Here is a 24,140-nt window from a genome sequence, read left to right on the forward strand (position 1 = left end):
CTATAGCCCCTCGAGGAAGGAGCGCGCGGCGCGGCCGAGCCCACCGAGGAGTGGACTCGCGGCCTGCACTCCCTCGACACCCATCACCGCGACCGCGTCGATCATCTCGCCCTCGGTGGCGGCGCCGATGCCGAGCATGCGCTGCCAGAGTTCCGGGAATTCGGGCAGCGTCTTGCTCGTGCACGCAATGTCTTCGACCTCGACACCCGGAACACGCAGCCCGATCAGCGCGCCCGTCGTCGCCATGCGGTGGTCGGCGTAGCTCTGCCAGACGCCACCGTGCAGCGCGGCGGGGGAGACCCGAATGCCATCGGGCAGCTCTTCGGCGTCGCCGCCGAGCCCACGGATTTCCGCAACGAGCGCCGCAATGCGGTCGGTCTCATGATGCCGGATGTGCCCGATGCCCGTGATCTCGCTCGCGACACCGTCGGTGCCGTCGCTGCCGTGTGCGGCGAGCGCGGCAAGACCGATCAGCGTAGGGGCGAGCTCGCCGGCCTCGGGAATGTCGAGGTGCACGCCGCGCAGCACGCCGTCGCCGTGCGCCGTCACCGCACCATCGGCGGCGACCGTGATCTCCGCACCGAACGCGGGGAGCAGCGTGCGGAGCTGGTCGCCCACCTGCGTGGTCGAAGCAGGCCAATCCGAGATGGTCACGCGGCCACCCGTGACGAGCGCGGCCGCGAGGAACGGCGCGGCGTTCGAGAGGTCTGGTTCAATCGTCGTGTCAAGCGCGCCGATCGGTCCGGGCGCCACTCGCCACTCGCCGGGAGCTGGGGACGAGGCGTCGACGCCGCGTGCTCGAAGCGCGGCGAGGGTCATCTCGATGTGCGGCACGCTCGGCAGCCGCTCACCCGTGTGCACCACGTGCACACCCTCGGTGAAACGAGGGCCCGCGAGGAGCAGCGCGGAGACGAACTGGCTGGAGAGTGAGGCGTCGATCTCCACCCGGCCGCCGTGCAGCGCGCCTGCGCCGTGCACGGTGAAGGGCAGCGCACCGCGCCCCTCGTCGGCAACGTCCGCGCCCAGCGCGCGCAGCGCGTCAAGCAGTGGCCGCATGGGACGCTTGCGCGCGTACGGATCGCCGTCGAACGCGACGGGGCCGAGCGCGAGCGCAGCGAGCGGGGGAACGAACCGCATCACGGTGCCGGCGAGGCCGCACTCGATGCTCGTCGAGCCGGTCAACTCGGGCGCGGGAACCACTCGGAAGTCTGCACCGAAGGGGTTCTTGCTCGGCAGCTCTGTGATCTCGGTGCCGAGCGCGCGAAGCGCCTCGACCATCAGCGCGGAGTCGCGGGAATGCAGCGGCGCGCGCAGCGTGCCGGGACCGTCCGCGAGCGCTGCGAGAATCAGCTCGCGCCCGGTGAGCGACTTCGAGCCGGGCAGCGCGAAGTGCGCGTTCAGCGCGTTCGTGCCGTGCGGGGCGGGCCAGTGCGGGATTGTCTCCGGCAGGGCATCGCCGGAGCGCGCCTCATCGCCGTCCTTGCCCGGGTTCATCTTTCCTATCAGCATCCCCACCGAGTCTACCCGGCTGCGCTGGGCGGGTGGCGCGGGATCCCCGATGCTTTGAGCTTGCCCCGCTAGGATCGGGAACGTGACTGATACCGGATCCCAGGCGAAGCTCGAGCAGCGCTTCACCGACGAGGCGCTCCCGCTGCTGGACCAGCTGTATGGGGCCGCCATGAAGATGACGCGCAACCCGCCGGACGCGCAGGATCTCGTGCAGGAGACCTTCGCGAAAGCGTTTGCGGCGTTCGCGTCGTTCGAAGAGGGAACGAACCTCAAGGCCTGGCTGTACCGGATCATGACGAACGCGTACATCAACACGTACCGGAAGAAGCAGCGCGAGCCGCACCTCGGTGTCGTTGAAGAGCTCGAAGACTGGCAACTGGGCGGCGCTGAATCGACCACGGCCATGTCGTCGCGCTCCGCTGAGGCTGAGGCGATAGACCGCACACCCGACACCGTGGTCACCGATGCGCTGAACGCGCTGCCCGAGGATTTTCGCATGGCGGTCTACCTCGCGGACGTTGAGGGCTTCAGCTACCAGGAGATCGCGGACATCGCTGCGGTGCCGATCGGCACCGTGATGAGCCGGCTTCATCGCGGCCGCGCGCGACTGCGAAAGTCGCTGGGGGAATACGCACGCGAGCAAGGCGTTGGACTCAATACGAAGCCTGCGAAGAAGACCACTGCGGCAACAACAGCGAAGGGAGACGCGTCATGAGCGACTGCGGTTGCGAGAAGGCGAAGGCGAACCTCTACGAGCTGCTCCGCGGTGAGCTGTGCGCGGAGGAGTCCGCGCCGATCCGTGAGCACATCGAGACGTGCGCCGGCTGCCAGAACGAGCAGAGCGTGTGCCTCCGCCTGACCGAGGTCGTCCGTCGTGCCTGCGAGGAAGAGCGCGAGAACGCGGCTCCCGTCGATTTGCGGAATGCGATCCTGCAGGGGCTCCGCGCGGAGTAGCGACAGAGGCGTCGGGGGGCGTTCGACGAAGCGGCGCCAGGTGCGATGCCGCTGCCTAGTGCGCGGCGACCGTCACGCCGGCAAGGTTGATGCGCGCGTTTGTGTTGGCGGCGGGGAAGCCTGAGACCTGTCGCGCGATCACGTTCGTCGGGGTGTAGTTGTACAGCCACTTCGCCGGCGCGTCTTGGGCGACGCGTTCCGCCGCCTCAGCGCGAAGCCGGGCGGCCTCCGCCGCATCGGTTGTCGCGGCGGAAGCGGCGAAGCGATCCTGCACGAACGCACTGTCGTACCCGAGGTATGAATCGGGCTTCGCGTAGCTCGCGAGCGTGTCGACCTCCGCGTGATCGACGTAGCTCAGCTGGTAGTCGTGGTTCGTGTAGACCTGCTCGAGCCACGTGGGAAAATCGAGCTGTTGCACGGTGAGCGCGACCCCGACGGCGGAGAACTGGCTCTTCAGAAGATCGAGCGGTGCCGCGTCGTAGTGCGCGGGAACCGCGAGCGTCAGGTTTAAATTCTCTTGCCCGGCTTCGCTGAGCAGCTGCTTCGCCGACGACGGATCGTACGCGTTGATTGCGGTGAGGTCGGCGTAGCCGGGCTCGCCCGCGGAGATGGGGCCGCCGAGCGGCGCACCGTCCCCGTTTTGGGACGCGATGATCGCGTCGGTGTTGATTGCTCGGCTGAGCGCGGTGCGCACCCGCGGATCTGAGAGTGGCGCCTTCGCCGAGTTGAACGCGAGGGTGAACACGTCGGGGCCCGCGGCCCGCGCCAGCGTGAACTCCGGATTTCCCGCGAACTCTTCGCGCAGCGAGGGGAGCAAAGCCGTGTGCACGTCGACCTCGCCCGACTTCAGAGCCTGCACCGCGTCGCGTCCCTGCGTGAGGAAGCGGAACTCGGCCGTGTCGAGGGTGGCGGGCTCGCCCCAGTAGCTGGCGTTTTTGGTGAGGGTCAGGTGATCGCCGCGCTGCCATTCGCCGAGGCGATACGGCCCCGTGCCATTGGCGGTGCTCGTCACGTCTTCGGTGCTGCTCCCAGGATCTTGCGGGCCGGTCTCCTCCGCGCGCACGATGACCCCGGGCGCCCCCGCGAGTGCGCGCATGAGCTCCCGATTCGGCTCGGCGAGCGTGATCTTGACGGTGCGCTTGCCGAGCCGAGCGATCTCCCGGGGCGTGAAGCCGACCTGCTCGGTCGTGAGCGTCTCGCGGAGCGATGCCACGACATCATCCGCGGTGAGGGTGTCGCCCGAGTGAAAACGGACGCCGCGGTGCAGGGTGAAGGTGTATTCGCGGCCGTCGGCGCTCACCTCGGGGAGCGCGGTCGCGAGCACGGGAACGATCTCGGACACTGATCCGGATCGCACCCCAACAAGTCCCTGGTACACGTTGTCGATGAGCAACTGCCCGCTCGCCACCCCGGGGGTGCGTCGCACATCGAGGCTGGTCGGCTCAAGGATCACGCCGATGTGCGCTGCCGCGGTTGCAGCGCCGCTCGGGCGCGCGAGCGCGAACGCCCCCATCCCGATGGCGCCGAGGCCCAGTGCGAGAACCAGCGCTCCGGCAAGGCCGCGGCCGCGCGTGCGACGCCGCGCTCGCGTCGTCGTGCGCGTGCCGGCGCGCTCGTGCGCGGGCACGGCAGCATCGGGCAAAGGGCTTTCAGGCACGGGAGGGACTCCTCAGGTCAAACACGCGGGGTCGCGGCACAACAGACGGCGATTCCACGCGCGGCCCTGCGCGAGCATCGGTGACCGAGACTACGCCGCGGCCCGCACCGACTCCACCTGAGACGAGCCTTGTTGCAGGGTTGTTACCTCGGGCCGCTCTGCGCGGCGGCAGCAGACTCACGCAGCACCGGCGCGACCACCGCGGCAAGCTCGGTCGGTGCGGCCTCGTGCAGATTGTGCGGACCGGACACCGTCGTGACACGAGCATCGGGCAGCTGTTCCTGCCATTCGGCCTCGAGCGCGGGGGAAATCAGGCCGTGCGACGCGCGAACGAGCAGGATCGGAACGTTCACGGTCTGCAGCGACGCCCAGATCGGTGCGTACGGCTGGGGGTCTTCGAGCGCGGGGTCCCCGGGCATCAGCTCCGGCAGGTGCGCGAGGTGGTGCGTCCACTCGAGCCGGCCGTCAGCGCGCGTCCGGGTGTTCAGGGTCACCCCGCGCGTCAGTGCGGTGCGATCGGAGCCAATGCCGAACGCGATGGCGCGGTCGACGATCTCCTCAACGCTCCCGAAGTCGCGCTGCCCGCGAATAAACTCGGTGATGCTGCCCGCGTCGCGCTGCGGTGAGACTTCCGGGGTGATGTCCACGATGACGAGGGCGCGCACGAGCTCAGGCCGGGCCGCGGCAACCAGCGCGGCGGTGAGCCCGCCCAGCGAGTGGCCGAGCAGCACGACCGGCGCGGGGGCGAGCTGTTCGAGTGCCGCCTCGACGTCGCCGGCGAGGTGATCTGGGCGGTAGTCGCCGTCCGCGCGCCAATCGCTGCGCCCGTGGCCGGGCAGGTCCAGGGCGAGCGCGGGCACGCCGAGCGCGAGGAACAAGGGGTCAAAACTGTGCGCGTTGAGCCCGGCGCCGTGCAACGCCACGAGCTCGGGGGGAGATGGGGCATCGAACGACAGCGCGCTCAGTGTGCGCTCCTCGCTCACGCGTGCGGACACCCGAGCGACGGTAGGCAGCGCCGACGTGCGGCCCACGCGTGCTGCGTCGCCCGGGAGGAAGCGGAACTCGGGATCCTGAGCTGCGGTGGTCGTCATGGGCACAGTCTACGAGCCACGTGGTGTCTGTCCCGGGTGAGTGTCAGCGGATGTAGCCGCCGTCGCGCAGCCCGGCTTCCACCTCGAAGCGGTTGTGCAGGGGATCGCGCCCCGCGAGCGCATACAGGAACGGCAGCGCCAGCCCGTAGTGGCGCCACTGCTCGCGGTGCACGAGCTCGTGGCGCAGCACCGCGGGGCGCGTGTTCCGGTCGGTGAGGTAGCACGAGCCCACGCAGACCCCGCCGCGGCCAAAGGTCCACTTCGGCATTCCGGAGAACACCCAGAGCCCCTCGTAACGCTCGATCTTGCCGGTGCTCCAAATGAGTCCCCACACAAAGCCGACGGCGGTTGCGTACGCGTGGCCGAGCCGCGCGAAGGGGAGCGGGCGGCGGCTCATGCGGCGCCCCGCGGAAGCGCTGAGGTGAGCGCCCCCAGCACGCGCAGCACGCTCGGCAGGTCTGCCGCGGCGGCGTCGCGGGACGCCGGCGCGAACTCACAGATTGCAGCGCCCGCGAGTGGCACGGCCGCCACCGCTGCGCGAATTCCCGCGGTCAGTTGCGCGAGGGTGAGGCCGAACGGCACGGGTGTGTGCACGGACGCGAACTCGGCCGGGTCGAGGACGTCCAGATCGATGTGCACATAGAGCCGGGTGGCGCCATCGACCGCGGCGACGAGTTGCTCCGCGAAGGCTGCGGGATCCGCGTCTGGGGTGAGCCTGCGAATGCTGCGCGCCTCCGCCTCGGCAAACTCCTCGGGATCGAAGGCGCGAGCGCCGACGAGGTGCACCGAAGCGGATGGGATGGGCTCCGGGAGCGCGAGGTCGGGTGCGCCGTCACCGAGCGCGTGCCTGAGCGTCATCCCCGACGCGGCGCCCGAAGGCGAAGTGCTCGGGTGCTGCAGGTCGGGATGGGCGTCAAACCACAGCACTGCGAGCCGCTCATCTGTGGCGCGCTGCGCGGTCGCGTGCTCGAGCCCCGCGAGGGAAGACGCGCAGTCGCCGCCGAGCAGGATCGGCGTGCCAAATCCGCGCGCCGAACTCGCGGTGATGGCCTCGCGCGCCGCGGCGCGCGCCTGCACGAGGCTGCTGAGTCGCGCGATGGGGGTGCCGAGTGCGTCGCCCGCCTCGAGCGGAACGGGGACGTCGACGCGCGCGCTCGGCGGCAAGTCCTCCCGGAGTAGTTCCGCACCCTCGACGAGGCGCATGGCGCGTGACGAGGGCGAGCCCTGCCACTGCGGGATCACAAGAAATGCTGGCTTGGACACCGGGGACCTCCTGCACGTGCGTGGAATCTCATGGTAATCCCGTGGCGTGTGCGCGTGCCGTGTGTTCGCGCACGGGGGACGCGACGCGCCGGTGGCGTGGTCTCCCGGGCCTAGCCCACCGTCACAAAGTCGATGAGGTGCTCAACGCGGCCAACGAGTTCCGGTTCCAGATCTCGGAAGTTGCGCACGCGACCGCGGATGCGTGACCACGCCTCCGCGATGTCGGCCGGCTCGTCCGACGGCCAGCCGAGGGCGCGGCAGATGCCCGCCTTCCACTCGATCGAGCGGGGGATCACGGGCCACTCGGTGAGCCCCACCCGGGCCGGCTTCACCGCCTGCCAGATGTCGACGAACGGGTGGCCGACGATGAGCACGTGCTGGCCGTGCGGGCCGCGCGCGATCTGCTCGGCAATGCGCGTTTCCTTGCTGCCCTTCACGAGGTGGTCGAGCAGCACCCCGGCGCGACGCTCGGGCCCCGGCCCAAACTCAGCGAGGACGTCCTGCAAATTGTCGGCGCCCTGTAGCAGCTCGACCACGACGCCCTCAACACGCAAGTCGTCGCCCCACACCTGCTCAACGAGTTCGGCGTCGTGTTTGCCCTCGACGAAGATGCGGCTGGGCATTGCCACGCGCGCACGCTGCGGCGCGGTGGCGAACGAGCCGGAGGCGGTGCGCTTGCGGCCTGCGGGCTGCCGCGTCGGCAGCACGAGGCGCACGGGCTCGCCGTCGATGAGGAAACCGTCGCTCAGGGGAAACGCGCGCACCTGGCCACGGAAGTCCTCGAGCTGCACCAGTCCCTCGCGGGCCCCAACCACGGCGCCGCACCACTCGGATTCGCTGTGCTCCACCACCAGGTTCTTGGCGAGCACGACTTCGCGGCGCTGCACGGGCCCGCGGCGGGGTTTCATTCGGGCGAGGGGATCCCCGTCGTAACGTTCGTCGAACACGTCCCCGAGCCTATCGGCCGCGTGTCTGTCGGGAGTGCCTGATAGCGTGCTTCGGTGACCTCCGATGAACGGCAGCCGCGCCGTCGCCTCCGCTCTCTGCTCGTTGATGTCACCCCGCTGCGCGCCAGCCCGGCGTTCGCGAAGCTCTGGGTGGGCACTTCCGTGGCGCAGATCGGCGCGCAGATCACGATCGTCGCGGTGGGGCTGCACGTGTACGCACTGACGCAGTCGACGCTCGCGGTCTCATTCGTTGCGCTGTGGGCGCTCGGCCCCATGATTCTCGCCGGCTTCGTGGGCGGTGCGCTTGCCGACACTTTCGACCGTCGTCTCGTCTCGCTCATCACCGCGCTCATCGCCTGGGGCAGCATCGGCACGATGACGGTGATTGCGTTTCTTGGGGTCTCGGAGACCTGGCCGTACTACCTGCTCGCCGCAGTGAACGCGGCTTCGGCGACGATTCTGGGTGCGACGCGCGGCGCGATCCTGCCCCGCTTGCTCTCGCCGCAGCTCTTGCCCGCTGCCGCGGCGCTCAGTGGCATCACGATGGGGCTCGCGATCACCGTCGGCCCCGCGGTGGCCGGTGTGCTCGTCGCGAGCGTTGGCTTCCCGTGGACGTACCTCCTCGACGCGGTGCTGTTTACCGCCGCCTTCCTCGGCATTCTCAGCCTGCCGTCGATGGTGCCCGAGGGGGAGCGCGCGCGGGTGGGGCTCGGCTCCGTGATCGAAAGTCTGCGCTTCCTGCGTTCGGCGCCGAATGTGCGCGCCACGTTCGTGTGGGATCTCGTGGCGATGACCCTCGGTTCCCCGCGTGTGGTGTTCCCCGCGGCGGGCGCGCTCGTGCTCGGCGGCGGACCCGTGACCGTCGGCGTGCTCACCGCCTCGTTTGCGGTAGGCGCACTGCTCAGCGGACTCTTCTCTGGTCCCCTCGGCGCGGTGCGACGGCAGGGCCGAGCCGTGACGCTCGCCATCGCAGCGTTCGGGGCGTTCACGGCGCTCTTCGGGCTTGTGCTCCTCATCACCGGCATCGTGGGTGGCGGCCGGGCGCCGGACAGCCCCGTGATTCCCGCGATCGTGCTCGGCGGGATCGCGCTCGCCGGCACCGGTGCGGCAGACAACGTGAGCGCCGTGTTCCGCACGACGATCCTGCAAACTGCGGCGCCAGACGATGTGCGTGGGCGCATGCAGGGGCTCTTCTACGTGGTGGTGGCTGGCGGCCCGCGCGTGGGCGACCTCATCGCGGGCGGGCTTGCCACGCTGATCGCGCTCTGGGCGCCGCCACTCCTCGGCGGCCTCGTCATTCTCGGGGTCATGCTCGTGCTCATGCGCACTGCGCGCGGTTTCATGCACTACGACGGGCTGTACCCCACCCCGTAGCGGCGGCTCGCGCTCGCGCCACCCGCGGCTGCTACGGTGCTGCCATGAGCAATGTTGCCGCGACCCCGAGCTCGGACACCGCCGAGCCCCTTGTCCTCGTGCGGCGCGATGGCGCGATCACGCACATCACGCTGAACCGCCCGCGCGCCATCAACGCGCTCTCGAATGAGATGTTCGGCATCCTCGCTCGCGCGCTTCGCGATGCGCGCGAGAGCACCGGCACTCCGGAAGCGCCCCGCGCAATCGTGCTCGACGGAGCAGGTGAACGCGGCTTTTGCGGTGGCGGCGACATCAAGGAGATCTCCGGCAAGGATCCACGCAGCATCCTGGCGCTCGAGTACGCCGTCGACCACTGGGTGGCGCACTCGCCAATTCCCGTCGTCGCGATCATGGACGGCATCGCCATGGGCGGCGGAATCGGGCTCGGCGGGCACGCCGCGCAGCGAGTCGTGACGGAGCGCAGTCGGCTCGCCATGCCTGAGGCGCGGATTGGGATCGCGCCCGATGTCGGCGGGCACCTGCTCCTCGCGCGTGCGCCCGGCAGGCTCGGCGAGCTCCTCGCCATCACCGCCGGCGAATTCGGCGCCGCCGACGCCATCGAACTCGGGTTCGCCGACTGGTTTGTGCCGTCCGAGCGGCTGCCGGAGTTGCGCGCTGCGCTCGCCGCAGGTGAGTCACCGGCAGCCGCGTGCGCGAAGTTTGCGGAGACGCCTCCCGAGACGGGCAGCGTCATGGCCGCGGCGGCATGGTGGGATCCGATCGCAGAGTTCGCGCTTGGTCAGCATCACGCCCCCGCAGCAGACGCCCCCGTCGCGGGAGACGCCATCGGCGCCGCACTGCGACTGCTTGCGGCGCTTGATGCGAGCCCCGTCCCCGCCGCTGCCGAGGTTGCCGCGACGGTGCGGGGCATGTGCCCGGCATCAATCGTGGTGACGCTCGCGCAGCTGGATCGCACCCGGCGCCTGGGCCTCGATCTCGCGGCGGTGCTCACCGACGATCTGCGGGTGCTCGGCCGGCTCGGCGCTCGTCCCGACTTTGCGGAGGGCGTGCGCGCGCAGGTGATCGACAAGGATCGGAACCCGGCGTGGCGCCCCGCGACCATCAGCGAGCTCGACCCGGCGGAGGTCGCGGGACTCCTCGATCCCGATCTGCATGCGAGGGAGTGGCCGCTCGATCTCGAGCCTGAGATTTAGACCTCGTCAGGCTGCCAGCCGAGGGTCACGTCGACCCAGCCCTCCGCGCCCGTGAGCTCGACGAGCCGCTCGACGGGGATCTCGACGGCACTCGTCGCGGTTCCCGCCGCGGGAAACACGGTCGCGAAGCGGCGCAGCGAGGCGTCGAGGAACACGCGCGCGCCGGGGGCGGGAGCGAACGGGCAGACGCCACCAATCGGGTAGCCCGTGAGCTCGAGCACGGCCTCGCCCTGTAGCATGCGCGGCTTCGCGCCGAACTCCCGTTTGAACCGGCCGCCGTTGACCCGGGCGTCGCCCGCTGCGACGACCAGCACGGCGCGCTCGGTGTCGTCTGGATCGGTGAAGCCGAGCGTCTTCGCGATGCGGGCGGGCTCGGTGCCGACTTTCTCGGCGGCCAGCTCGACCGTGGCGCTCGATTCGGCGAACTCCAAGATCTCGCCGGTGAAGCCGAGGGATGCGAGGTGTTCGCGCACACGTGTGGTGTTCACAGGGAGGCTTTCGACTGGGTGGTGTGGGGCGGGCCTACTCGTGGGGGTCACCGATGCAGAACTCGTTGCCGTCGGGATCTGCAAACACATCCCAGGAGAAGTCCTGCTCGCCACGCAAGCCGAGGTGGCGCGCGCCCGCGGCGGTCCATTCCGCGACGACGGCTTCACGGTCGACGTCCGCCGAGCGATTGAGGTCGAGGTGCATGCGGTTCTTGCCGGGGGTGGGGTCGGCTACCTTCTGGAAACCGAGCGTCACCGGCACGCCGGGCACGCGCACCATGCTGAACCAGCCCTCCGCGTCGTACACCACCTCGCCGCCCAGTCGCTCGGCCCACCACGCAGAAAGCGTGCGGGGGTTAACCGTGTCGAGCGTGATCATTCCGAGCTCAATCATGAGGGTCCTCTCCGTCGGGGGTGACAGCTCCACGCTAGCGCGCCGGGTACGCTGGTGGGGTGAATGAACGCTGGGATCCGGCCGGCCCCGACCAGGTCTACGAGGGCGACAACCTGCCGATCCTGCGCAGCCTGCCGGGGAGCGCGTTCGCGGCGGTGTACCTCGATCCGCCCTTCAATACGGGACGCTCCCGTCAGGCCGAGCGCGTCCGCGGCGTGCGCGCGGAGGGCGGTCGGCTCGGGTTCCGCGGGCAGGGGTACGACGTGACCCGCGAGATGACCCTCGCGTACGACGACCGATTCGTTGACTACTGGGAGTTTCTCGAACCGCGCCTCGAGGAGGCCTGGCGGGTGCTCTCCCCGGACGGCCTGCTCTACCTGCACCTCGACTACCGTGAGGTGCACTACGCGAAGGTGCTGCTCGACGCGATGTTCGGGCCCGAGTGCTTCATCAACGAGATCATCTGGGCGTACGACTATGGCGCGCGCACCAAGCGGCGCTGGCCCGCGAAGCACGACAACATCCTCGTGTACGCAAAGCTGCCCGATTTCTACTACTTCGATGCGGAAGCGGTGGATCGCGAACCATACATGGCGCCCGGGCTGGTAACGCCGGAACAGGCCGCACGCGGCAAGCTTCCCACCGACACCTGGTGGCACACGATTGTCTCGCCGACGGGCAGTGAGCGCACGGGGTACCCGACGCAGAAACCGGTCGGCATCCTCCGCCGAATCATCCAGGCCTCGACTCGGCCGGGCGATTGGGTGCTCGACGCGTTTGCGGGGAGTGGAACCACGGGAGCGGCGGCGGCGGAGCTGGGGCGCCGCTTCGTGCTCATTGATGACAATCCCGAGGCGACCGAAGTTATGCGGCGCCGCTTCGCGGACCGGGAGGTGCGGTTCTCGTGAGTGGCGCGGGCGGTGCGAGCGGTACCTTCCCGGTGCACCTGGATCGGGGTGCGGAGGCGCCGCTGCCGGTGCAGCTTGCGGCGGCGCTGCGCGAGGCGATTGACGCAGCAACCCTGCGCCCGGGGGAGCACATCCCGGCAACACGAGAGCTCGCGCGGCGCTTGGGCGTCGCGCGCGGGGTGGTGGTTGCCGCCTATGAGCAGCTCATCGCCGAGGGGTACCTCGCGGCAACGCACGGGCGCGGCACGATGGTCAACCCCGCGCTCGAGCGCACGGAACCCGCGCAGCGTGCGGCACCCGCACCCCCGAGCGCGGAGCTCTCGGCAACACGCCCGCTCGCGGAGACTGCGCTGGCCGAGCCACTCGCACCCGGCCAGCCGATCACTGACGCGGTGGTTGGCCCGGCGTGGCGCAGCGCTTGGCGTGCTGCAGCCGCGCAGGTGGATGCGGCACCCCCAGCCCTCGGCGATTCTGCACTGCGCATCGAGATTGCCGATCACCTGCGGCGCATGCGTGGCACCGCGCGCCATGCAGGCGATGTGCTCGTCACTGCGGGCACCCGCGATGGGCTGGGCCTCTTGCTCACCGCGCTCGGCGGCACGCGGGGCCGTGAGCTCGTGGTTGGGGTGGAGGATCCCGGTCTGCCATCGCTCCGGGGCGCCGCGCAGCGGTATGGCGCGCGCATCGTCGCGCTTCCCGCGGATGGTGAGGGCCTCGACACCAGCCGGCTCCCCGACGGCATGCTCGATCTCGTGATCGTTACTCCCAGCCACCAGTACCCGCTCGGCGGCTCGCTGCCCCTGCCGCGACGACGCGCGCTGCTCGCCTGGGCGCGGCGCACGGGCGTCGTGATCGTGGAGGACGACTTCGACTCCGAGCTGCGCTACACAGGCAGTCCGCTCCCGACGCTCGCAGCGCTCGACGATCCCGAGCGCGGGTCTGTCGTGCTGCTCGGGACTTTCTCGCGCACGCTCGCCCCGGGCTTGTCTGCGGGCTACTTGCTCGCACCCGCGGGGCTGCGCGCGCTCATCGAACCGGTGCGACGTGAGCTCGGCGGTCCGGTCTCGGGGGTCGTGCAGGCGGCGCTCGCCACCTACCTCGCGAGTGGCGAGCTGCGGCGGCACACCGCGCGGATGCTGCGGCGGTATGCCGCCCGGCGCGATGCTGTCTCAGAGGTGCTCGCGGGCGCGACGGGCGTGCGCGTGCGTCCCATGGATGGTGGGCTTCACGCGGTGCTCGAGTTCTTGCCGCGGGTGGGCTCATCGAGTGGAGATCGGGATCCGGGTGCGCCGACGCGCGAGGAAGCCGTGCTCGCTGCGGCGCGTGCCGACGGACTCGGCGTGCAGGGCCTGGCGGGCTACTGGCAGCGGGGGGAGCGTGCACCGGGCATGACCGGGCTGGTCGTCGGAATGGGCGGCGCTGATGACGCCGAGTTCGCCCGTGCGCTCGCGCGACTCCGAGCCATCCTCGACGCCAACTAGACGCGAGCCGCGGCGAGGCGTCACAGAGCATCTCCGGCGGCTGCCGTAGACACCTCGGAGGTGAGCTGTTACGCTTGCCGAAGCGTTTCGGCAATGAAAGCGCTTGTTTGGTTTTAAGAATCCAAACGTTTCAGCATTAACGTCGCAGTGGTGCGGCGAACGTGAAATGAGGAATCATGACTGAGAACTCTGCCGGCTCGTTCGACGAGACGATGTGGAATGGACTCCTGCACGGTGGGATCGGCGGAACATTCATGGGTGTTCCGCGAGTGGAGCTGAATCGTGAGGCCATCGTGGCGTCAGGCGCAAAGGCGGTGGTGTACGGGTTCCCCTTCGACGGCACGACAATCAGTCGAAGCGGTGCAAACTACGGCCCACGTGCCATTCGGGAGACTTCGGTTCAGTACACGAACTTTCAAGCGACGTTTGACTTTGACCTATTTGCGCATCTTCCACTCGCAGATGGTGGGGATTGCAACGTGGCGCTGGGCAATACGCCGAAGACGTTCGAGCGTGTCGAGGCTGACATTGCTGAGATTGTTGCCGCGGGGGCGATTCCCGTTGTCTTCGGTGGAGATCATTCGGTGAGCATTCCGGTCGGCAAGGCGGCGAAGAAGCCAGGGACAAGCCCGGGCTGGGTGCAGTTCGATACTCACCTTGACGCGGCGCCGAACGTGGGCGGGGAGGAGCTGAACCACTGCTGCACGATCACGCGTGCGGTCGACAACGGCTATGACCCGGCGAAGATTGTGCTTGTGGGAATCAGCGGCTGGATGAACCCGAAGACGGAACTGAAATACTGCCGAGATCACGGTATCCGAGTCATTTGGCTTGAGGACATCTGGGAGAAGGGCACTCTGTGGGCCGTCGAGCAGATTCTTGAGCGAGTTGGAGAAGAGGGGTTCTACCTGACCTTCGACGTTGATGCGCTCGATGCCGCGTTTGCGCCGGGTACCTGTGCGCCGACGCCGGGCGGAATGACGATCCGAGAAGCGCTTGAGATTGTCCGCGGGATCGCACCCGCTGGACTCATCGGAGTGGACATTGCGGAACCGGCGCCGTCTCTTGATCACTCCACTCGTACGCAGCTCATTGCGGGGCGCCTCGCACTTGAGGCTCTCGCATTCCATGCGGGCTGCCCGAGTACGCCGGTGTATGTCGGCTAGGTGCTGAAGTGGTCGTGGGGCCGGGCGGAAGCGCCTTGCCCCACGGCTTTTTTGTGGCGCCTCGCTAGCTGTAGAGCGAGGGGCGTCGCTGTGTCAGCATGTCGGCGAACGCATCCGCCGGTGCAGCAATCGTGAAATCGACAACGAGGCTTCCTGGTGTGTGCGCATCGAGTGCGCCGAGCATTTCGCCTGTTGGCGATACGGCGCAACTCATGCCGCAGAATGAGTGGCCAGATTCGGTACCGACTCGGTTGGCATAGGCGAGCGGAAGTCGGTTTTCGAGTGCGCGCGCCTGCGCGGCGATGCGGTGATCCCGTTCATGCGGACGCATGTTTGCGGATCCGGCGATCAGGAGCTCTGCCCCGTGTAGGGCAAGTGTTCGAGCGACCTCTGGAAATTCGAGCTCGAAGCAATTGATCACCCCGATCTGCGTGCCGCACAGGGTGATCGTATCGATGCGTTCACCTGCGCGGAAGGCGTCGCGCTCTGTGCCGAACAGGTGCGTCTTGTGAATCGCTTCGAGTGTGCGGCCATCAGTGTCGATGGCGAGGTAAGCGTCAGAGTAGCCGGTGGCGAGCGGTGAGATGAAGCCAACAAGAAGCCCGGTCTGGGTCTCCCGACAGGCTTCCCGAAGGGGGTCGAGGCGCGCGTCGTGCTCAGTCATGGCGAGTTCGTCAAGCTGCCCGGTCTGGTAGCCCGTGAGATAGAGCTCGGGGAACGCGATGAGATCGGCGGAAGACCTCACGATTGTTGTGCGCACGTGCTCGATATTGGTTGCCAGGTCGCGCGGGGCGGGGGTCTCCTGCCGGATTTCGACGCGGAGTTGAGTCGGAGACATGGGGGCCCTTTCTATGAGAGCTGATGAAGGTTGCTAAATCGTTTCAACCATAATACTAGGCTGAATTCGTTATAAAAACAGAGTATTGCTAAAACGTTTCGGCCAAGGTAGCGTGTTCGCAGAACCAAAGGCTCGCGACGTAGCGAGAGTTCTCGGAGGTTCTGGACGGGCGCGTTGAGTTCCGAGGCCACCCCGTCGTTGTTCACGAAGCAAAGGAGTTTCCATGACCGCGACGTCTCCGGTGATGAAGCGTGAGTTCACAATGTTCTCCGCCCTATCGGTCGCTTTCGCTTTTGTTTCGCCCATCGTCGCGCTCTACAGCGTGCTGGGCGTTGGCCTGACAACTTCCGGCCCGGCCTTTATCTGGGGTGGCCTCATTCTCTACGCTGGTCAGTTCATCGTTGTACTCACGCTCGGGGTGCTCGCGTCGAAATGGGCTGACTCTGGTGGAATTTATCAGTGGTCTCGTCGTCTCCTGGGGCATCGTTACGGCTGGTTTGCCTCATGGACCTATATCTGGACCCTGTTGATTACTCTCCCGGCTGTCGCATACGCGGGGGCTGTGCTGATTCCGCCAATCTTCGACATCCCCGCAGCAGATCACGGCCTGGTGACCTGGCTCGCGATCGGGGTTCTCGCGTTCAGCACGCTCGTGAATCTTGCGGGCAGAGTGTTCATCAAGATCTTGATGGTGGGGGTGATCGTAGCCGAGGCCGTTGGGTCGATCGGTGTTGCGGTGTGGCTGCTCTTCTTTGAGCGGCACCAGGGGCTCGAGTATCTGTCGCCAGCGAGCCTCGGTGACTACAGTGGCGCGTTCTTTTCCGCGCCGCTCGTCATGGCGATTGCGTTCTCGAGCTATTTTGCAATCGGGTTTGAGAGCGCGAGCTCCATCGCTGAGGAGGTGAAGCGTCCGAAGCGGGCAGTGCCTCGAGCGATGGTCGTTTCGTTCTTTGCGATCATGATCATCGTTCTACTGAGTACGCTTGCGTTCACGCTCGCGGTACCGAGCGACGCGTTCCTCCAGGACCCAGAGAACGCTGCTGACCCGGCCGTCGCGATCATCGCTGCCACCTTCCCTGAGCCAGTATTCCGAGGTATCTTGGCGCTCTTCGTGATCGCGTTCGCTGCGAGTCTCATGACGATCCAGATCACAGTCTCTCGAATCGTGTGGGCAACTGCGCGAAATGGGGAGTTGCCATTCGCTCGGTTCCTGACAAAGCTTTCAGGTGAGACTGGCCTGCCGAGGCGCGCTGTGCTCATCACTGCTGCGATTGCGGTGCTGCTCTTCTTGCCGTTCCAAAGCGAGGGAATTCAGATGGCACTGATCTCGTTCTCGTCGGTTGGGTTCTTCATTTCCTTCTTGTTCCCCGTGCTGGGGCTCGCAGTTGCTCGAATGCGCGGGACCTGGCGCGAAGATCCTTCGCTGTTCCTGGGGCGCGCAGGGAAAGCGGTGAGCGCGCTCGCGCTCGTCTGGCTCGTGTTCCAGGTGGTCAACGTCGCTTGGCCCCGTCCATCGGGTGCGGGATGGGTGACGGACTGGTCCACTGTGATTGGTGTCGCCGCAGTGGGGGTGCTCGGAGTCTTCGTTGAGGCTTGGGTCCATCGGAAGCGACTCCACGCAGCCTCGACTGGATCGACCATTGTGGTGTTCGAGCGCGATGAGTCCGCGGATGACGAGGATGAGCAGGAACCTGACCGGCTGCTGGGGACGAGCACACCGCAGTCTCGTGTTGCTGGGCCTCGCTAGGAAGCGAGAGAAGAATCGCGAACAGTGAGCGTCGCCGGGACAAGTTCTCGGCGGCGTTCGCTTTTCCCCTCGATTGATTCAAGGAGGAGATCAACCGCGATTTCACCCAGGCGAACTGGAGCAAGGTCGAGCGCAGTGATCGGCATCTGGAGCCCGTAGTCGAGGTACCGGCTGTCTGAGAGGCTGAGAATCTGCAGTTCCTGCGGAATCGAAAGCCCAAGCATGTGCGCGCTGCGCTCTGTCGCGTGTGCAAGGGTGTCGAGCGTTGTCAACACCGCATCAAACTTGCGGTCTCCTGCTGCGAGCGCCTTCTGGATGACAGGTTCGGCCTCATCGACACGAGGGCCGGGAGACCGGATGATGACGGGCTCCACTCCAACTGTGCTGCACCAATCAAGGTAGGCCGAGAGTTCATCGCGAACGTAGGAGGAACTTGTTTCACTCAGGAAGAGTGCTGGCCGAGCATCGCGCAGCTCGCTCAGGTGCGCGAGGGCTGAGGTGGTCCCCGTCGCGAAATCATTGTCCACCCAGCTCAGGTCGTCCCCGTTCCGACCGATCGTCACACATGGGAGCCCCGCCTGAAGAGCGGCACCAATGATGGGATCATCCTGGCTGGGGTCGACCACAATAAGCCCGTCCGTGGCGGCGAGGAGGCCACGGGACGGCTCGCCCGAGGGCATCATCGAGAGGAGGAACCCTCGCTGAAACGCCTGTGCGCTCGCGCCGCTCAAGACTCGAAAGTAGTATTCAACATCCCACTCGGGCTGCATGCCGGGGGCTGCTGAGTGTGCGGCCATCGGGGAGACCGTGAGCGCGAGTGATCCGGTTCGCCCTGCATTGAGGTTCTTTGCGAGGCGATTCGCAGAGTACCCGAGTCGATCCGCCGTATCGACCACGTTCTGGCGGGTGGCAGCTGCAACCCGACCCTTCCCGTTGAGCGCTTCAGATGCGGTTGCAACTGAGACGCCCGCCTCGAGAGCGACGTCTTTGATGGTGATCCGGCGAGATTTCATCTGGTGGCTGCTCCGTTCGTGGGGCGATGCGGGGGTGATACCACGGTATCGACGGAGGTCTGAAGGAAGCCGAGGCTCACGGGGGATGGAAGAATGCCGGTGGCCTCTGCGCGAAGCTGCTCGACGCGTTCCGCAACGACGGCCATGATCCCAGGAGCATCCACTGCTGACATGAGGAGCGCCGGCGTTGGAGCGCTCTCGCCTGACGCAATGAGGCTCTGATAGGCGTGCCAGAGCGGAAAGGTTGGAATCCCATTCCTGACATCTGCTGCGGCGTCTTTGCCGAGCTCGGCTGCGTCGCTCTGAATGTCCAGGATGTCGTCGTGGAGTTGGAACGCGAGGCCGAGCAGTCGTCCTGCCTCGTCAAGGCGGTCTGTCTCATGGTCTGGAAGCCCGGCAACGTGCCCGGCAAGCGCAAAAGCGACACCAAAGAGGGCGCCGGTCTTCAGCACGCAGTACCGCTCAATGTCCTGGAGTCGGTCAGGCGCCCAGCCCAGAGACTCCTCAAGGAGCTGACCCTCGTTGAGTGCGAGGTATGCGGCGGAGAGTCTGCTCGCGGCCTCCGCGGATTGGTGGCTTGCGCTCTGGAAAACGAGCCCAAGTAGCGAGTCACCCACGAGAATTGCGGTGCCAGCGCTGGTGGCCAAATGAAGCGTTGGCTCGCCGCGACGCTGGGATGAAGCATCAATAATGTCGTCGTGGACGAGAGATGAGGTGTGGAGCAACTCGATCGCTGCTCCGATTTCAACGAGCGCTGCATCGTCTGTGGCGCCGTAGGCGAGTGCGGCGGCGAGAAATGCTCGCGCGCGAACGTGTTTGCCGCCACCGAGCGCGGTGAGTTGAGCCGGTGAACGGATCGCCCATTCGTGCGTGCCGAACTCGGACGCGAGAAGCGACTCAATATGAAGGCGGACGTCGCTGAGGAGCGTGTCCAGCTCCTCGGGGCTGCGGGGGAGCAGTCCGTTTGTGTGGGGGTGTGGCACGTGCGGCGGCTCCCTCGATGCGGTGACGTGTGATCTCCTCCCTCAGCGTAGGCCTGACGGGAGCTCCTGCCAAATCGATTCAGCAACCTCAGTGTGCGGCGTGTCCCGTGTGGAAAGGGTGCAGATCAACGACGCGGGCTATTCTTGTCGGCGTGAGCGTTGACGATCTTTCGGCGAGTATGCAGAACTACCTCAAGGTGATTTGGGGGCTGCAGGAGTGGTCAGACGCGCCCGTTTCGAACTCGGCCATCGCGGAGTCTGCCGGGGTGCGACTGTCGACCGTGTCGGATGCGCTGCGCAAGCTCTCTGAGCTCGAACTCATCAGCCACGTGCGCTATGGCAGCGTGACGCTGACCGATCTGGGGCGCGAGCACGCGGTCTCAATGATCCGTCGTCACCGCCTCCTGGAGACTTACCTGGTGCAGGCGCTCGGCTATGAATGGGACGAAGTGCACGCCGAGGCGGACCGCCTGGAGCATGCGGTCTCTGACGAGCTGATTCACCGCGTTGATCGTGCGCTGGGCTACCCGACGCGCGACCCGCACGGTGATCCGATTCCGAGCGCTGACGGTCGCGTACACCGTCCCGATGCCATCATCCTCGCCAAGGTGCCTGCGCCGAACCGCGTGCGCGTGGAGCGCATCTCGGATTCGGATACCGCCATGCTGCAGTACTTTGCCAGCCGCGGTCTGGTCGTGGACGCCGAGCTTGAAGTGCTCCCCGGCGAGCCGTACTCGGAGACGGTGACGGTGCGCGTGGGTGGCGCGAGCGAGCCCGTGAGTCTCGGGCCAGCAGCCGCGGCTGCCATGTGGGTCTCGCTGCAGAGCGAGGCGGCGTAGCCGAGAACCCTCGACCCCGCCGCCCGCCCCGAGTGGGCGCCTAGTTTTTCGGCGCCGGATCCTTCGCGAATTTCAGGCCGATCACGCAGCCCACAATGCCGGCGAGGAATACGAGCTTCAACACCGACGGTGTCTCGAGCCCCATGACGAACGATGCTGCGACCGTGAGCGCGGCGCCGAGGCCCGTCCAGATCGCGTAGGCAACGCTGACGGGCAGACCACGCATCGCGTAGCCGAGGCCGAATAGGCTGATCGGGTTCGCGATGAAGAACACGATCGACGGCATGAGCTCGCTGAAGCCGTGTGACTCCTTGAGTGCGAGCGCCCAGACCGCCTCGAGTACGGCGCTCAGGAACAGGATCACCCAGTGGCGCGTGGACGCGGTCTTCGCCTCGGGCGCGGCCGCCGCGGCGGGGGCGTGCGCGGTCACCGGCGTAGGAGTGATGTACTCAGCCATGGTTAGCTCACCGCCTTGAGGCCCACCACGCAGGCGATGAGGCCAGCGAGCAGTGCGACGCGCAGCACGGTGGCGCGGTCCTTCTTCGTGAGCATGGCCCACGCGGCGGTCAACACCGCACCGATCCCGACCCACACGGCATAGGCGGTGCCAACGGGAATCACGCTCATGGCGTAGGCGAGGCCAGCCATGCTGGCGAGGTATGAAGCGAGGAAGGTGACGGTGGGCCACAGCTTCCGGAAGCCCTTCGAGGCGTCGAGTGCGGTCGCCCAGACCGCCTCCAACATGCCGCTCAGGATCAACGCAATCCATGCGAGGGTCACAATGACATCTCTCTGGCAGTCGTCAGTGTGCGGGTACTGCTCCCTCGTCCGCACCCCTGCGTCGGGGTCATTTCCAGTTTCGCACACTCGCTTTCGTTTCGCGCCCAGCTCCTGCACAGGGATCAGATCGGGATCGGGTCTCGCCGTGTTCCGGCGGTCGCGCGGGAGGCTGTGGGACGTGCGCCTGTGCGCGTCTGCGTCAACCCGCGGCCCAACACTGTGCCCGAGGTGCTACGCGAGTGCCGCCCGATCCTGGATAATGGACGTGTGCCCACGCGGGCGCGCGAGAGGAGCACAGTGTTCGGCTGGTCGAAGAAGCGCAAACGCGGCGGTGCGCGCCCGTTGCGACGGCTGCCGAAGCGGGTGCTTGCCCCCGTCGAGGAGATCGTGGAGCAGGGGCTGCTCGTCGCCGATGTTGCGGTCCGAATGACGGTGAAGAACGCGATCATCATGAACGCGTTGCAAAAGCACGTCGACTACGACGAGGCGCAGATCATTGAGATGGTGCGCACGGCGACAGAGGATCTGGCCGCGGAGCGTGAGCGAGATGCGCGACACATTGCGCGCATGCGCGGCGAGATTCGTGACACTGGGCGCAGCTCCTGGAGCGAATCGGACTACGGCAACGACGACAACCGCACGCTCAAGCACCGCCAAGAGGTGTACGAGCAGGTTGCGGCCGAGTTGCACGCCCGCGCGGCCGACGAGGAGTCGTTGCGTGCAACCGCGGAGCGCGCACGCTCGATGGCGTGGGATGAGATTGGTGATTCGCTCAAGGAACGCGCGACCCACCCCTACTACAGTGGTGGCGACTCGGAGGAGTACCGCGATGCGCGCGACAGCCGCATTCAGCAGCTCATTGAGAAAGACTTGACGGCGCTCATTCAGGAGCACGTGGCAGAAGCTCCGGGCGGCAAGCAGGATCGACCGCGCCTCTTTAAGCGCAAGGATCGCACCAGTTCCTAGTTCGTGCCCTGCCGCGTGTACGGCCGCGGCGTGACGCCCCTCTCAGAAACGAGAGGGGCGTCTTTTGTGTGCGCAGGGACGGGGTGCAGCGTGCGCGGTATTCGGTGTTGCTATGTACCGGTACTCGGTGTTACTGTGTAGTGGTAGTTAGTGACGCTGAGTAGGAGGCGCCGTGGCAAACCAGATGACCGAGATGCTGAAGGGCACGCTCGAGGGCATCGTGCTCGCGATCTTGTCGGGCAACCCAACGTACGGGTACGAGATCACCGCGCGATTGCGCGGCGCCGGCTTTCCTGACATCGCAGAAGGCACGGTGTACGCGCTCCTCGTGCGCATCGAGCGGCGGGGGCTCGTTGATGTGGAGAAGGTGCCCTCCGAGAAGGGGCCGCCCCGCAAGGTCTATGCGTTGTCGGCCGCGGGGGAAACCCAGCTCGCAGAGTTCTGGGAGACCTGGGACAGCCTCTCCGCCCGCATCACCGCGCTTCGCGCGAACACCACCACCCACACCACCGCTAAAGGAGCCTAATCATGGCCGCAAAATGGATCGAGACTCTCACCGGGTCTCTCGAGCAGAAGAAGCAGTACCGCGCCGACATGGCGCGGGTGGACGCGCTGCCGGAGCCGTACCGGGCGACCGCTCTGGCGCTCCAGCGCTACTTCACCTACTACGCCGGGATCTCCGAGGGCGAGACACTCGTCGCCATGCTGTCGGACCACGTCGACCTCTGGGAGCGCGCAGCGATTGATGGCACACCGGTGCGCGATGTACTCGGCGAGGATCCGGTGACGTTTGCCGAGGAGTTCGCACTCGCATACCGGGGCAAAGAATGGATCGACAAGGAGCGGGCGCGGCTGCGCGCGTCGGTTGCGACGGCGCTCGGTGAGGATGCTGGCACCCCAGAGGTGCGCCATGAGTGACTCCTGGCCACCGCAGTCCGGTGCTGGCGCGCTGGCGGCCCGGCCGTCGGCGGTGAGCCTGCCCGCACTCCGCATCCGCGGGATCGAGAAGTCGTTCGGAGAACTCCCCGTGCTCCGGGGCGTGGACCTCGACGTCGCGCAGGGCACCGTGTGCGCGCTCCTCGGTTCCAATGGTGCGGGCAAAACCACGCTTGTGCGCATCCTTGCGACGCTGCTCCGCGCGGACGGTGGCACCGCTCACGTCGGCGGCTTCGACGTTGGCGCACAGCCCGCCGACGTGCGCCGCGCCATCAGCCTCACTGGTCAGTTCGCCGCAATCGACGAGGTGCTCACGGGACGAGAAAACCTCGTGCTCGTTGCCCGGCTGCGGCATCTGCCTCAGCCGTACGACATTGCCGATGCACTCCTGGAACGGTTCTCGCTCACCGAAGCGGGTGGCCGGCGCGCGGCCACCTACTCGGGCGGAATGCGGCGGCGCCTTGACATTGCGATGAGTCTGGTGGGGGAGCCCTCCATTGTGTTTCTCGACGAGCCGACCACGGGCCTCGACCCGCAGGCGCGCATCGAGGTGTGGAACATGATTGCCGAGCTCGCCCGCGGCGGCACGACCGTGCTCCTCACCACCCAGTACCTCGAGGAGGCCGAGCGGCTCGCGGATCGCATTGCGATCCTGCACGAGGGCACGATCATCCAGGAGGGCACGCTCAGCGAGCTCCAGCGACTGCTTCCCGCGCCGACGCGCGAACTCGTCGAGCAGCGCCCGTCGCTGGAGGACGTATTCCTCGCGCTGATTGGGGCTCCGGGCGCCAGCTCACACACCAGTGACACGGACTCGCACGGAAAGGAAGACCAATGACCTCCCACGCACTCAGCGATACGCGGGTGCTGACCGGCCGATCGCTGCGACACATCGTGCGCAGCCCCGACACGATCATCACCACCGCGGTCACCCCGATCGCGCTCATGCTGCTCTTCGTCTACGTGCTGGGTGGGGCGATCCACACCGGCTCCGACGAGTCCTACATCACCTACATGCTCCCGGGCATTCTGCTCATCACGATCGCGTCGGGTGTTGCCTACACTGCCTACCGGCTCTTCCTTGACATGCAGGGTGGCATCTTTGAGCGGTTCCAGTCGATGCCGATTGCGCGCTCCAGTGTGCTGTGGGCACACGTGCTCACCTCGCTTGCCGCGAACCTCGTCTCCGTCGCGCTCGTGATCGGCGTCGCGCTGCTGCTCGGCTTTCGCACCGGGGCCACGGCGGGGGCCTGGCTCGCGATCGCCGGAATCCTCGTCCTGTTCACACTCGCGCTCACGTGGGTCGCGGTGATCGCCGGGCTGTCGGCGAAGACCGTGGACGGAGCGAGCGCGTTCAGCTACCCGCTGATCTTCCTGCCATTCATTAGCTCAGCGTTCGTCCCTACAGCGTCGATGCCCGGGCCGGTGGCCTGGTTTGCCGAACACCAGCCGGTCACGTCGATTGTCGACACGATTCGGGCACTCGTGACGGGCGCCCCGGTCGGCGCCGAGATCTGGGTCGCGCTGGCGTGGCTCATCGCGATTCTCGCGGTGGCGTATGCGAGTGCCATCGCAATCTATCGGAAGCGCATCCGGTAATCAGCGCCCCGTGC

Annotated in this window: 27 protein-coding genes; 14 read left to right on the plus strand and 13 right to left on the minus strand. The window is 67.1% G+C overall.

Going from position 1 to position 24,140, the window contains the following annotated elements:
- Positions 1-1,509 carry a 3-phosphoshikimate 1-carboxyvinyltransferase gene (aroA, locus tag D3226_RS05165; RefSeq protein WP_202381284.1) on the minus strand — a complete coding sequence of 503 codons (1,509 nt, stop codon included), beginning with the start codon at positions 1,507-1,509 and terminating at the stop codon, positions 1-3.
- An 82-nt stretch (positions 1,510-1,591) separates the two neighbouring features.
- On the opposite strand from aroA, the gene D3226_RS05170 reads away from it, so the two are divergent.
- Both D3226_RS05170 and D3226_RS05175 read left to right on the plus strand, forming a co-directional pair.
- The gene (locus D3226_RS05170; protein WP_202381285.1) at positions 1,592-2,224 is read left to right on the plus strand and encodes a sigma-70 family RNA polymerase sigma factor; all 633 of its coding nucleotides are present in this window, start codon (positions 1,592-1,594) and stop codon (positions 2,222-2,224) included.
- Positions 2,221-2,463, plus strand: coding sequence for a zf-HC2 domain-containing protein (locus D3226_RS05175; protein ID WP_202381286.1), 243 nt, complete (start codon positions 2,221-2,223; stop codon positions 2,461-2,463). The genes D3226_RS05170 and D3226_RS05175 overlap by 4 nt, the downstream gene beginning before the upstream one ends.
- 55 nt (positions 2,464-2,518) lie before the next feature.
- Here the strand turns inward: D3226_RS05175 and D3226_RS05180 are convergent, their stop codons facing one another.
- The 5 genes from D3226_RS05180 to D3226_RS05200 form a co-directional block, all read right to left on the minus strand.
- Positions 2,519-4,120: an ABC transporter substrate-binding protein gene (locus tag D3226_RS05180; protein WP_202381287.1), complete on the minus strand. Its 1,602-nt coding sequence runs from the start codon at positions 4,118-4,120 to the stop codon at positions 2,519-2,521.
- A gap of 143 nt (positions 4,121-4,263) precedes the next feature.
- Entirely contained in the window at positions 4,264-5,211 is a 948-nt protein-coding gene (locus tag D3226_RS05185) for an alpha/beta fold hydrolase (protein WP_202381288.1), read from the minus strand.
- A 43-nt stretch (positions 5,212-5,254) separates the two neighbouring features.
- Positions 5,255-5,608: a Fe-S oxidoreductase gene (locus D3226_RS05190; protein ID WP_202381289.1), complete on the minus strand. Its 354-nt coding sequence runs from the start codon at positions 5,606-5,608 to the stop codon at positions 5,255-5,257.
- The gene (locus D3226_RS05195; RefSeq protein ID WP_337248897.1) at positions 5,605-6,474 is read right to left on the minus strand and encodes an arginase family protein; all 870 of its coding nucleotides are present in this window, start codon (positions 6,472-6,474) and stop codon (positions 5,605-5,607) included. Before D3226_RS05195 ends, D3226_RS05190 begins: the two co-directional genes overlap by 4 nt.
- Positions 6,475-6,584: 110 nt before the next feature.
- The gene (locus D3226_RS05200) at positions 6,585-7,421 is read right to left on the minus strand and encodes a DUF3097 family protein (protein ID WP_202381290.1); all 837 of its coding nucleotides are present in this window, start codon (positions 7,419-7,421) and stop codon (positions 6,585-6,587) included.
- Positions 7,422-7,475: 54 nt separating this feature from the next.
- Between D3226_RS05200 and D3226_RS05205 the strand changes: the two genes are divergently transcribed.
- Together D3226_RS05205 and D3226_RS05210 are read left to right on the plus strand one after the other, a co-directional pair.
- On the plus strand, positions 7,476-8,795 hold the full coding sequence (locus tag D3226_RS05205; protein ID WP_202381291.1) for an MFS transporter: 1,320 nt from the start codon (positions 7,476-7,478) through the stop codon (positions 8,793-8,795).
- A 44-nt stretch (positions 8,796-8,839) separates the two neighbouring features.
- Positions 8,840-9,988, plus strand: coding sequence for an enoyl-CoA hydratase/isomerase family protein (locus D3226_RS05210; RefSeq protein ID WP_202381292.1), 1,149 nt, complete (start codon positions 8,840-8,842; stop codon positions 9,986-9,988).
- On the opposite strand, the gene D3226_RS05215 is transcribed toward D3226_RS05210, so the two are convergent.
- Both D3226_RS05215 and D3226_RS05220 read right to left on the minus strand, forming a co-directional pair.
- Positions 9,985-10,476, minus strand: coding sequence for a YbaK/EbsC family protein (locus tag D3226_RS05215; RefSeq protein WP_202381293.1), 492 nt, complete (start codon positions 10,474-10,476; stop codon positions 9,985-9,987). The genes D3226_RS05210 and D3226_RS05215 overlap by 4 nt on opposite strands.
- Before the next feature lie 34 nt (positions 10,477-10,510).
- Positions 10,511-10,870, minus strand: a complete 360-nt coding sequence (locus D3226_RS05220) for a VOC family protein (protein WP_202381294.1) — start codon at positions 10,868-10,870, stop codon at positions 10,511-10,513.
- A gap of 59 nt (positions 10,871-10,929) precedes the next feature.
- On the opposite strand from D3226_RS05220, the gene D3226_RS05225 reads away from it, so the two are divergent.
- The 3 genes from D3226_RS05225 (at position 10,930) to speB (ending at position 14,425) form a co-directional block, all read left to right on the plus strand.
- Positions 10,930-11,778 (plus strand): DNA methyltransferase, encoded by an 849-nt coding sequence (locus tag D3226_RS05225; protein WP_202381295.1) that lies wholly within the window; start codon positions 10,930-10,932, stop codon positions 11,776-11,778.
- Positions 11,775-13,259, plus strand: coding sequence for a MocR-like pyridoxine biosynthesis transcription factor PdxR (pdxR, locus tag D3226_RS05230; protein WP_202381296.1), 1,485 nt, complete (start codon positions 11,775-11,777; stop codon positions 13,257-13,259). The genes D3226_RS05225 and pdxR overlap by 4 nt, the downstream gene beginning before the upstream one ends.
- Before the next feature lie 176 nt (positions 13,260-13,435).
- Positions 13,436-14,425: an agmatinase gene (speB, locus tag D3226_RS05235; protein ID WP_237462244.1), complete on the plus strand. Its 990-nt coding sequence runs from the start codon at positions 13,436-13,438 to the stop codon at positions 14,423-14,425.
- A 64-nt stretch (positions 14,426-14,489) separates the two neighbouring features.
- Here the strand turns inward: speB and D3226_RS05240 are convergent, their stop codons facing one another.
- Positions 14,490-15,263 (minus strand): nitrilase-related carbon-nitrogen hydrolase, encoded by a 774-nt coding sequence (locus tag D3226_RS05240; RefSeq protein WP_202381297.1) that lies wholly within the window; start codon positions 15,261-15,263, stop codon positions 14,490-14,492.
- A gap of 223 nt (positions 15,264-15,486) precedes the next feature.
- On the opposite strand from D3226_RS05240, the gene D3226_RS05245 reads away from it, so the two are divergent.
- A complete protein-coding gene (locus tag D3226_RS05245) occupies positions 15,487-17,010 on the plus strand; it encodes an APC family permease (protein ID WP_237462245.1) in 1,524 nt (507 codons plus the stop codon).
- On the opposite strand, the gene D3226_RS05250 is transcribed toward D3226_RS05245, so the two are convergent.
- Both D3226_RS05250 and D3226_RS05255 read right to left on the minus strand, forming a co-directional pair.
- The gene (locus D3226_RS05250) at positions 17,007-18,023 is read right to left on the minus strand and encodes a LacI family DNA-binding transcriptional regulator (RefSeq protein ID WP_202381298.1); all 1,017 of its coding nucleotides are present in this window, start codon (positions 18,021-18,023) and stop codon (positions 17,007-17,009) included. The two genes, D3226_RS05245 and D3226_RS05250, sit on opposite strands and share 4 nt — an antisense overlap.
- Complete coding sequence (locus tag D3226_RS05255; protein ID WP_202381299.1) at positions 18,020-19,006, minus strand: polyprenyl synthetase family protein; 987 nt, start codon at positions 19,004-19,006, stop codon at positions 18,020-18,022. Before D3226_RS05255 ends, D3226_RS05250 begins: the two co-directional genes overlap by 4 nt.
- Positions 19,007-19,158: 152 nt before the next feature.
- On the opposite strand from D3226_RS05255, the gene D3226_RS05260 reads away from it, so the two are divergent.
- Entirely contained in the window at positions 19,159-19,845 is a 687-nt protein-coding gene (locus tag D3226_RS05260; protein WP_202381300.1) for an iron dependent repressor, metal binding and dimerization domain protein, read from the plus strand.
- Between the two features lie 40 nt (positions 19,846-19,885).
- On the opposite strand, the gene D3226_RS05265 is transcribed toward D3226_RS05260, so the two are convergent.
- Together D3226_RS05265 and D3226_RS05270 are read right to left on the minus strand one after the other, a co-directional pair.
- Positions 19,886-20,302, minus strand: a complete 417-nt coding sequence (locus tag D3226_RS05265; protein ID WP_202381301.1) for a DMT family transporter — start codon at positions 20,300-20,302, stop codon at positions 19,886-19,888.
- A gap of 2 nt (positions 20,303-20,304) precedes the next feature.
- The gene (locus tag D3226_RS05270; protein ID WP_202381302.1) at positions 20,305-20,625 is read right to left on the minus strand and encodes an SMR family transporter; all 321 of its coding nucleotides are present in this window, start codon (positions 20,623-20,625) and stop codon (positions 20,305-20,307) included.
- A gap of 297 nt (positions 20,626-20,922) precedes the next feature.
- Between D3226_RS05270 and D3226_RS05275 the strand changes: the two genes are divergently transcribed.
- The 5 genes from D3226_RS05275 (at position 20,923) to D3226_RS05295 (ending at position 24,126) form a co-directional block, all read left to right on the plus strand.
- Positions 20,923-21,591, plus strand: a complete 669-nt coding sequence (locus D3226_RS05275) for an asparagine synthase (protein ID WP_202381303.1) — start codon at positions 20,923-20,925, stop codon at positions 21,589-21,591.
- 172 nt (positions 21,592-21,763) lie between these two features.
- The gene (locus D3226_RS05280; RefSeq protein WP_337248898.1) at positions 21,764-22,117 is read left to right on the plus strand and encodes a PadR family transcriptional regulator; all 354 of its coding nucleotides are present in this window, start codon (positions 21,764-21,766) and stop codon (positions 22,115-22,117) included.
- A gap of 2 nt (positions 22,118-22,119) precedes the next feature.
- Positions 22,120-22,509 carry a DUF1048 domain-containing protein gene (locus D3226_RS05285; RefSeq protein ID WP_202381304.1) on the plus strand — a complete coding sequence of 130 codons (390 nt, stop codon included), beginning with the start codon at positions 22,120-22,122 and terminating at the stop codon, positions 22,507-22,509.
- A complete protein-coding gene (locus D3226_RS05290) occupies positions 22,502-23,365 on the plus strand; it encodes an ABC transporter ATP-binding protein (protein ID WP_202381305.1) in 864 nt (287 codons plus the stop codon). Before D3226_RS05285 ends, D3226_RS05290 begins: the two co-directional genes overlap by 8 nt.
- Positions 23,362-24,126 carry an ABC transporter permease gene (locus tag D3226_RS05295; RefSeq protein ID WP_202381306.1) on the plus strand — a complete coding sequence of 255 codons (765 nt, stop codon included), beginning with the start codon at positions 23,362-23,364 and terminating at the stop codon, positions 24,124-24,126. The genes D3226_RS05290 and D3226_RS05295 overlap by 4 nt, the downstream gene beginning before the upstream one ends.
- The last annotated feature ends 14 nt before the right edge of the window (positions 24,127-24,140 follow it).

This window comes from Leucobacter chromiireducens subsp. chromiireducens, from assembly GCF_016758255.1.
Classification (GTDB): domain Bacteria; phylum Actinomycetota; class Actinomycetes; order Actinomycetales; family Microbacteriaceae; genus Leucobacter; species Leucobacter chromiireducens.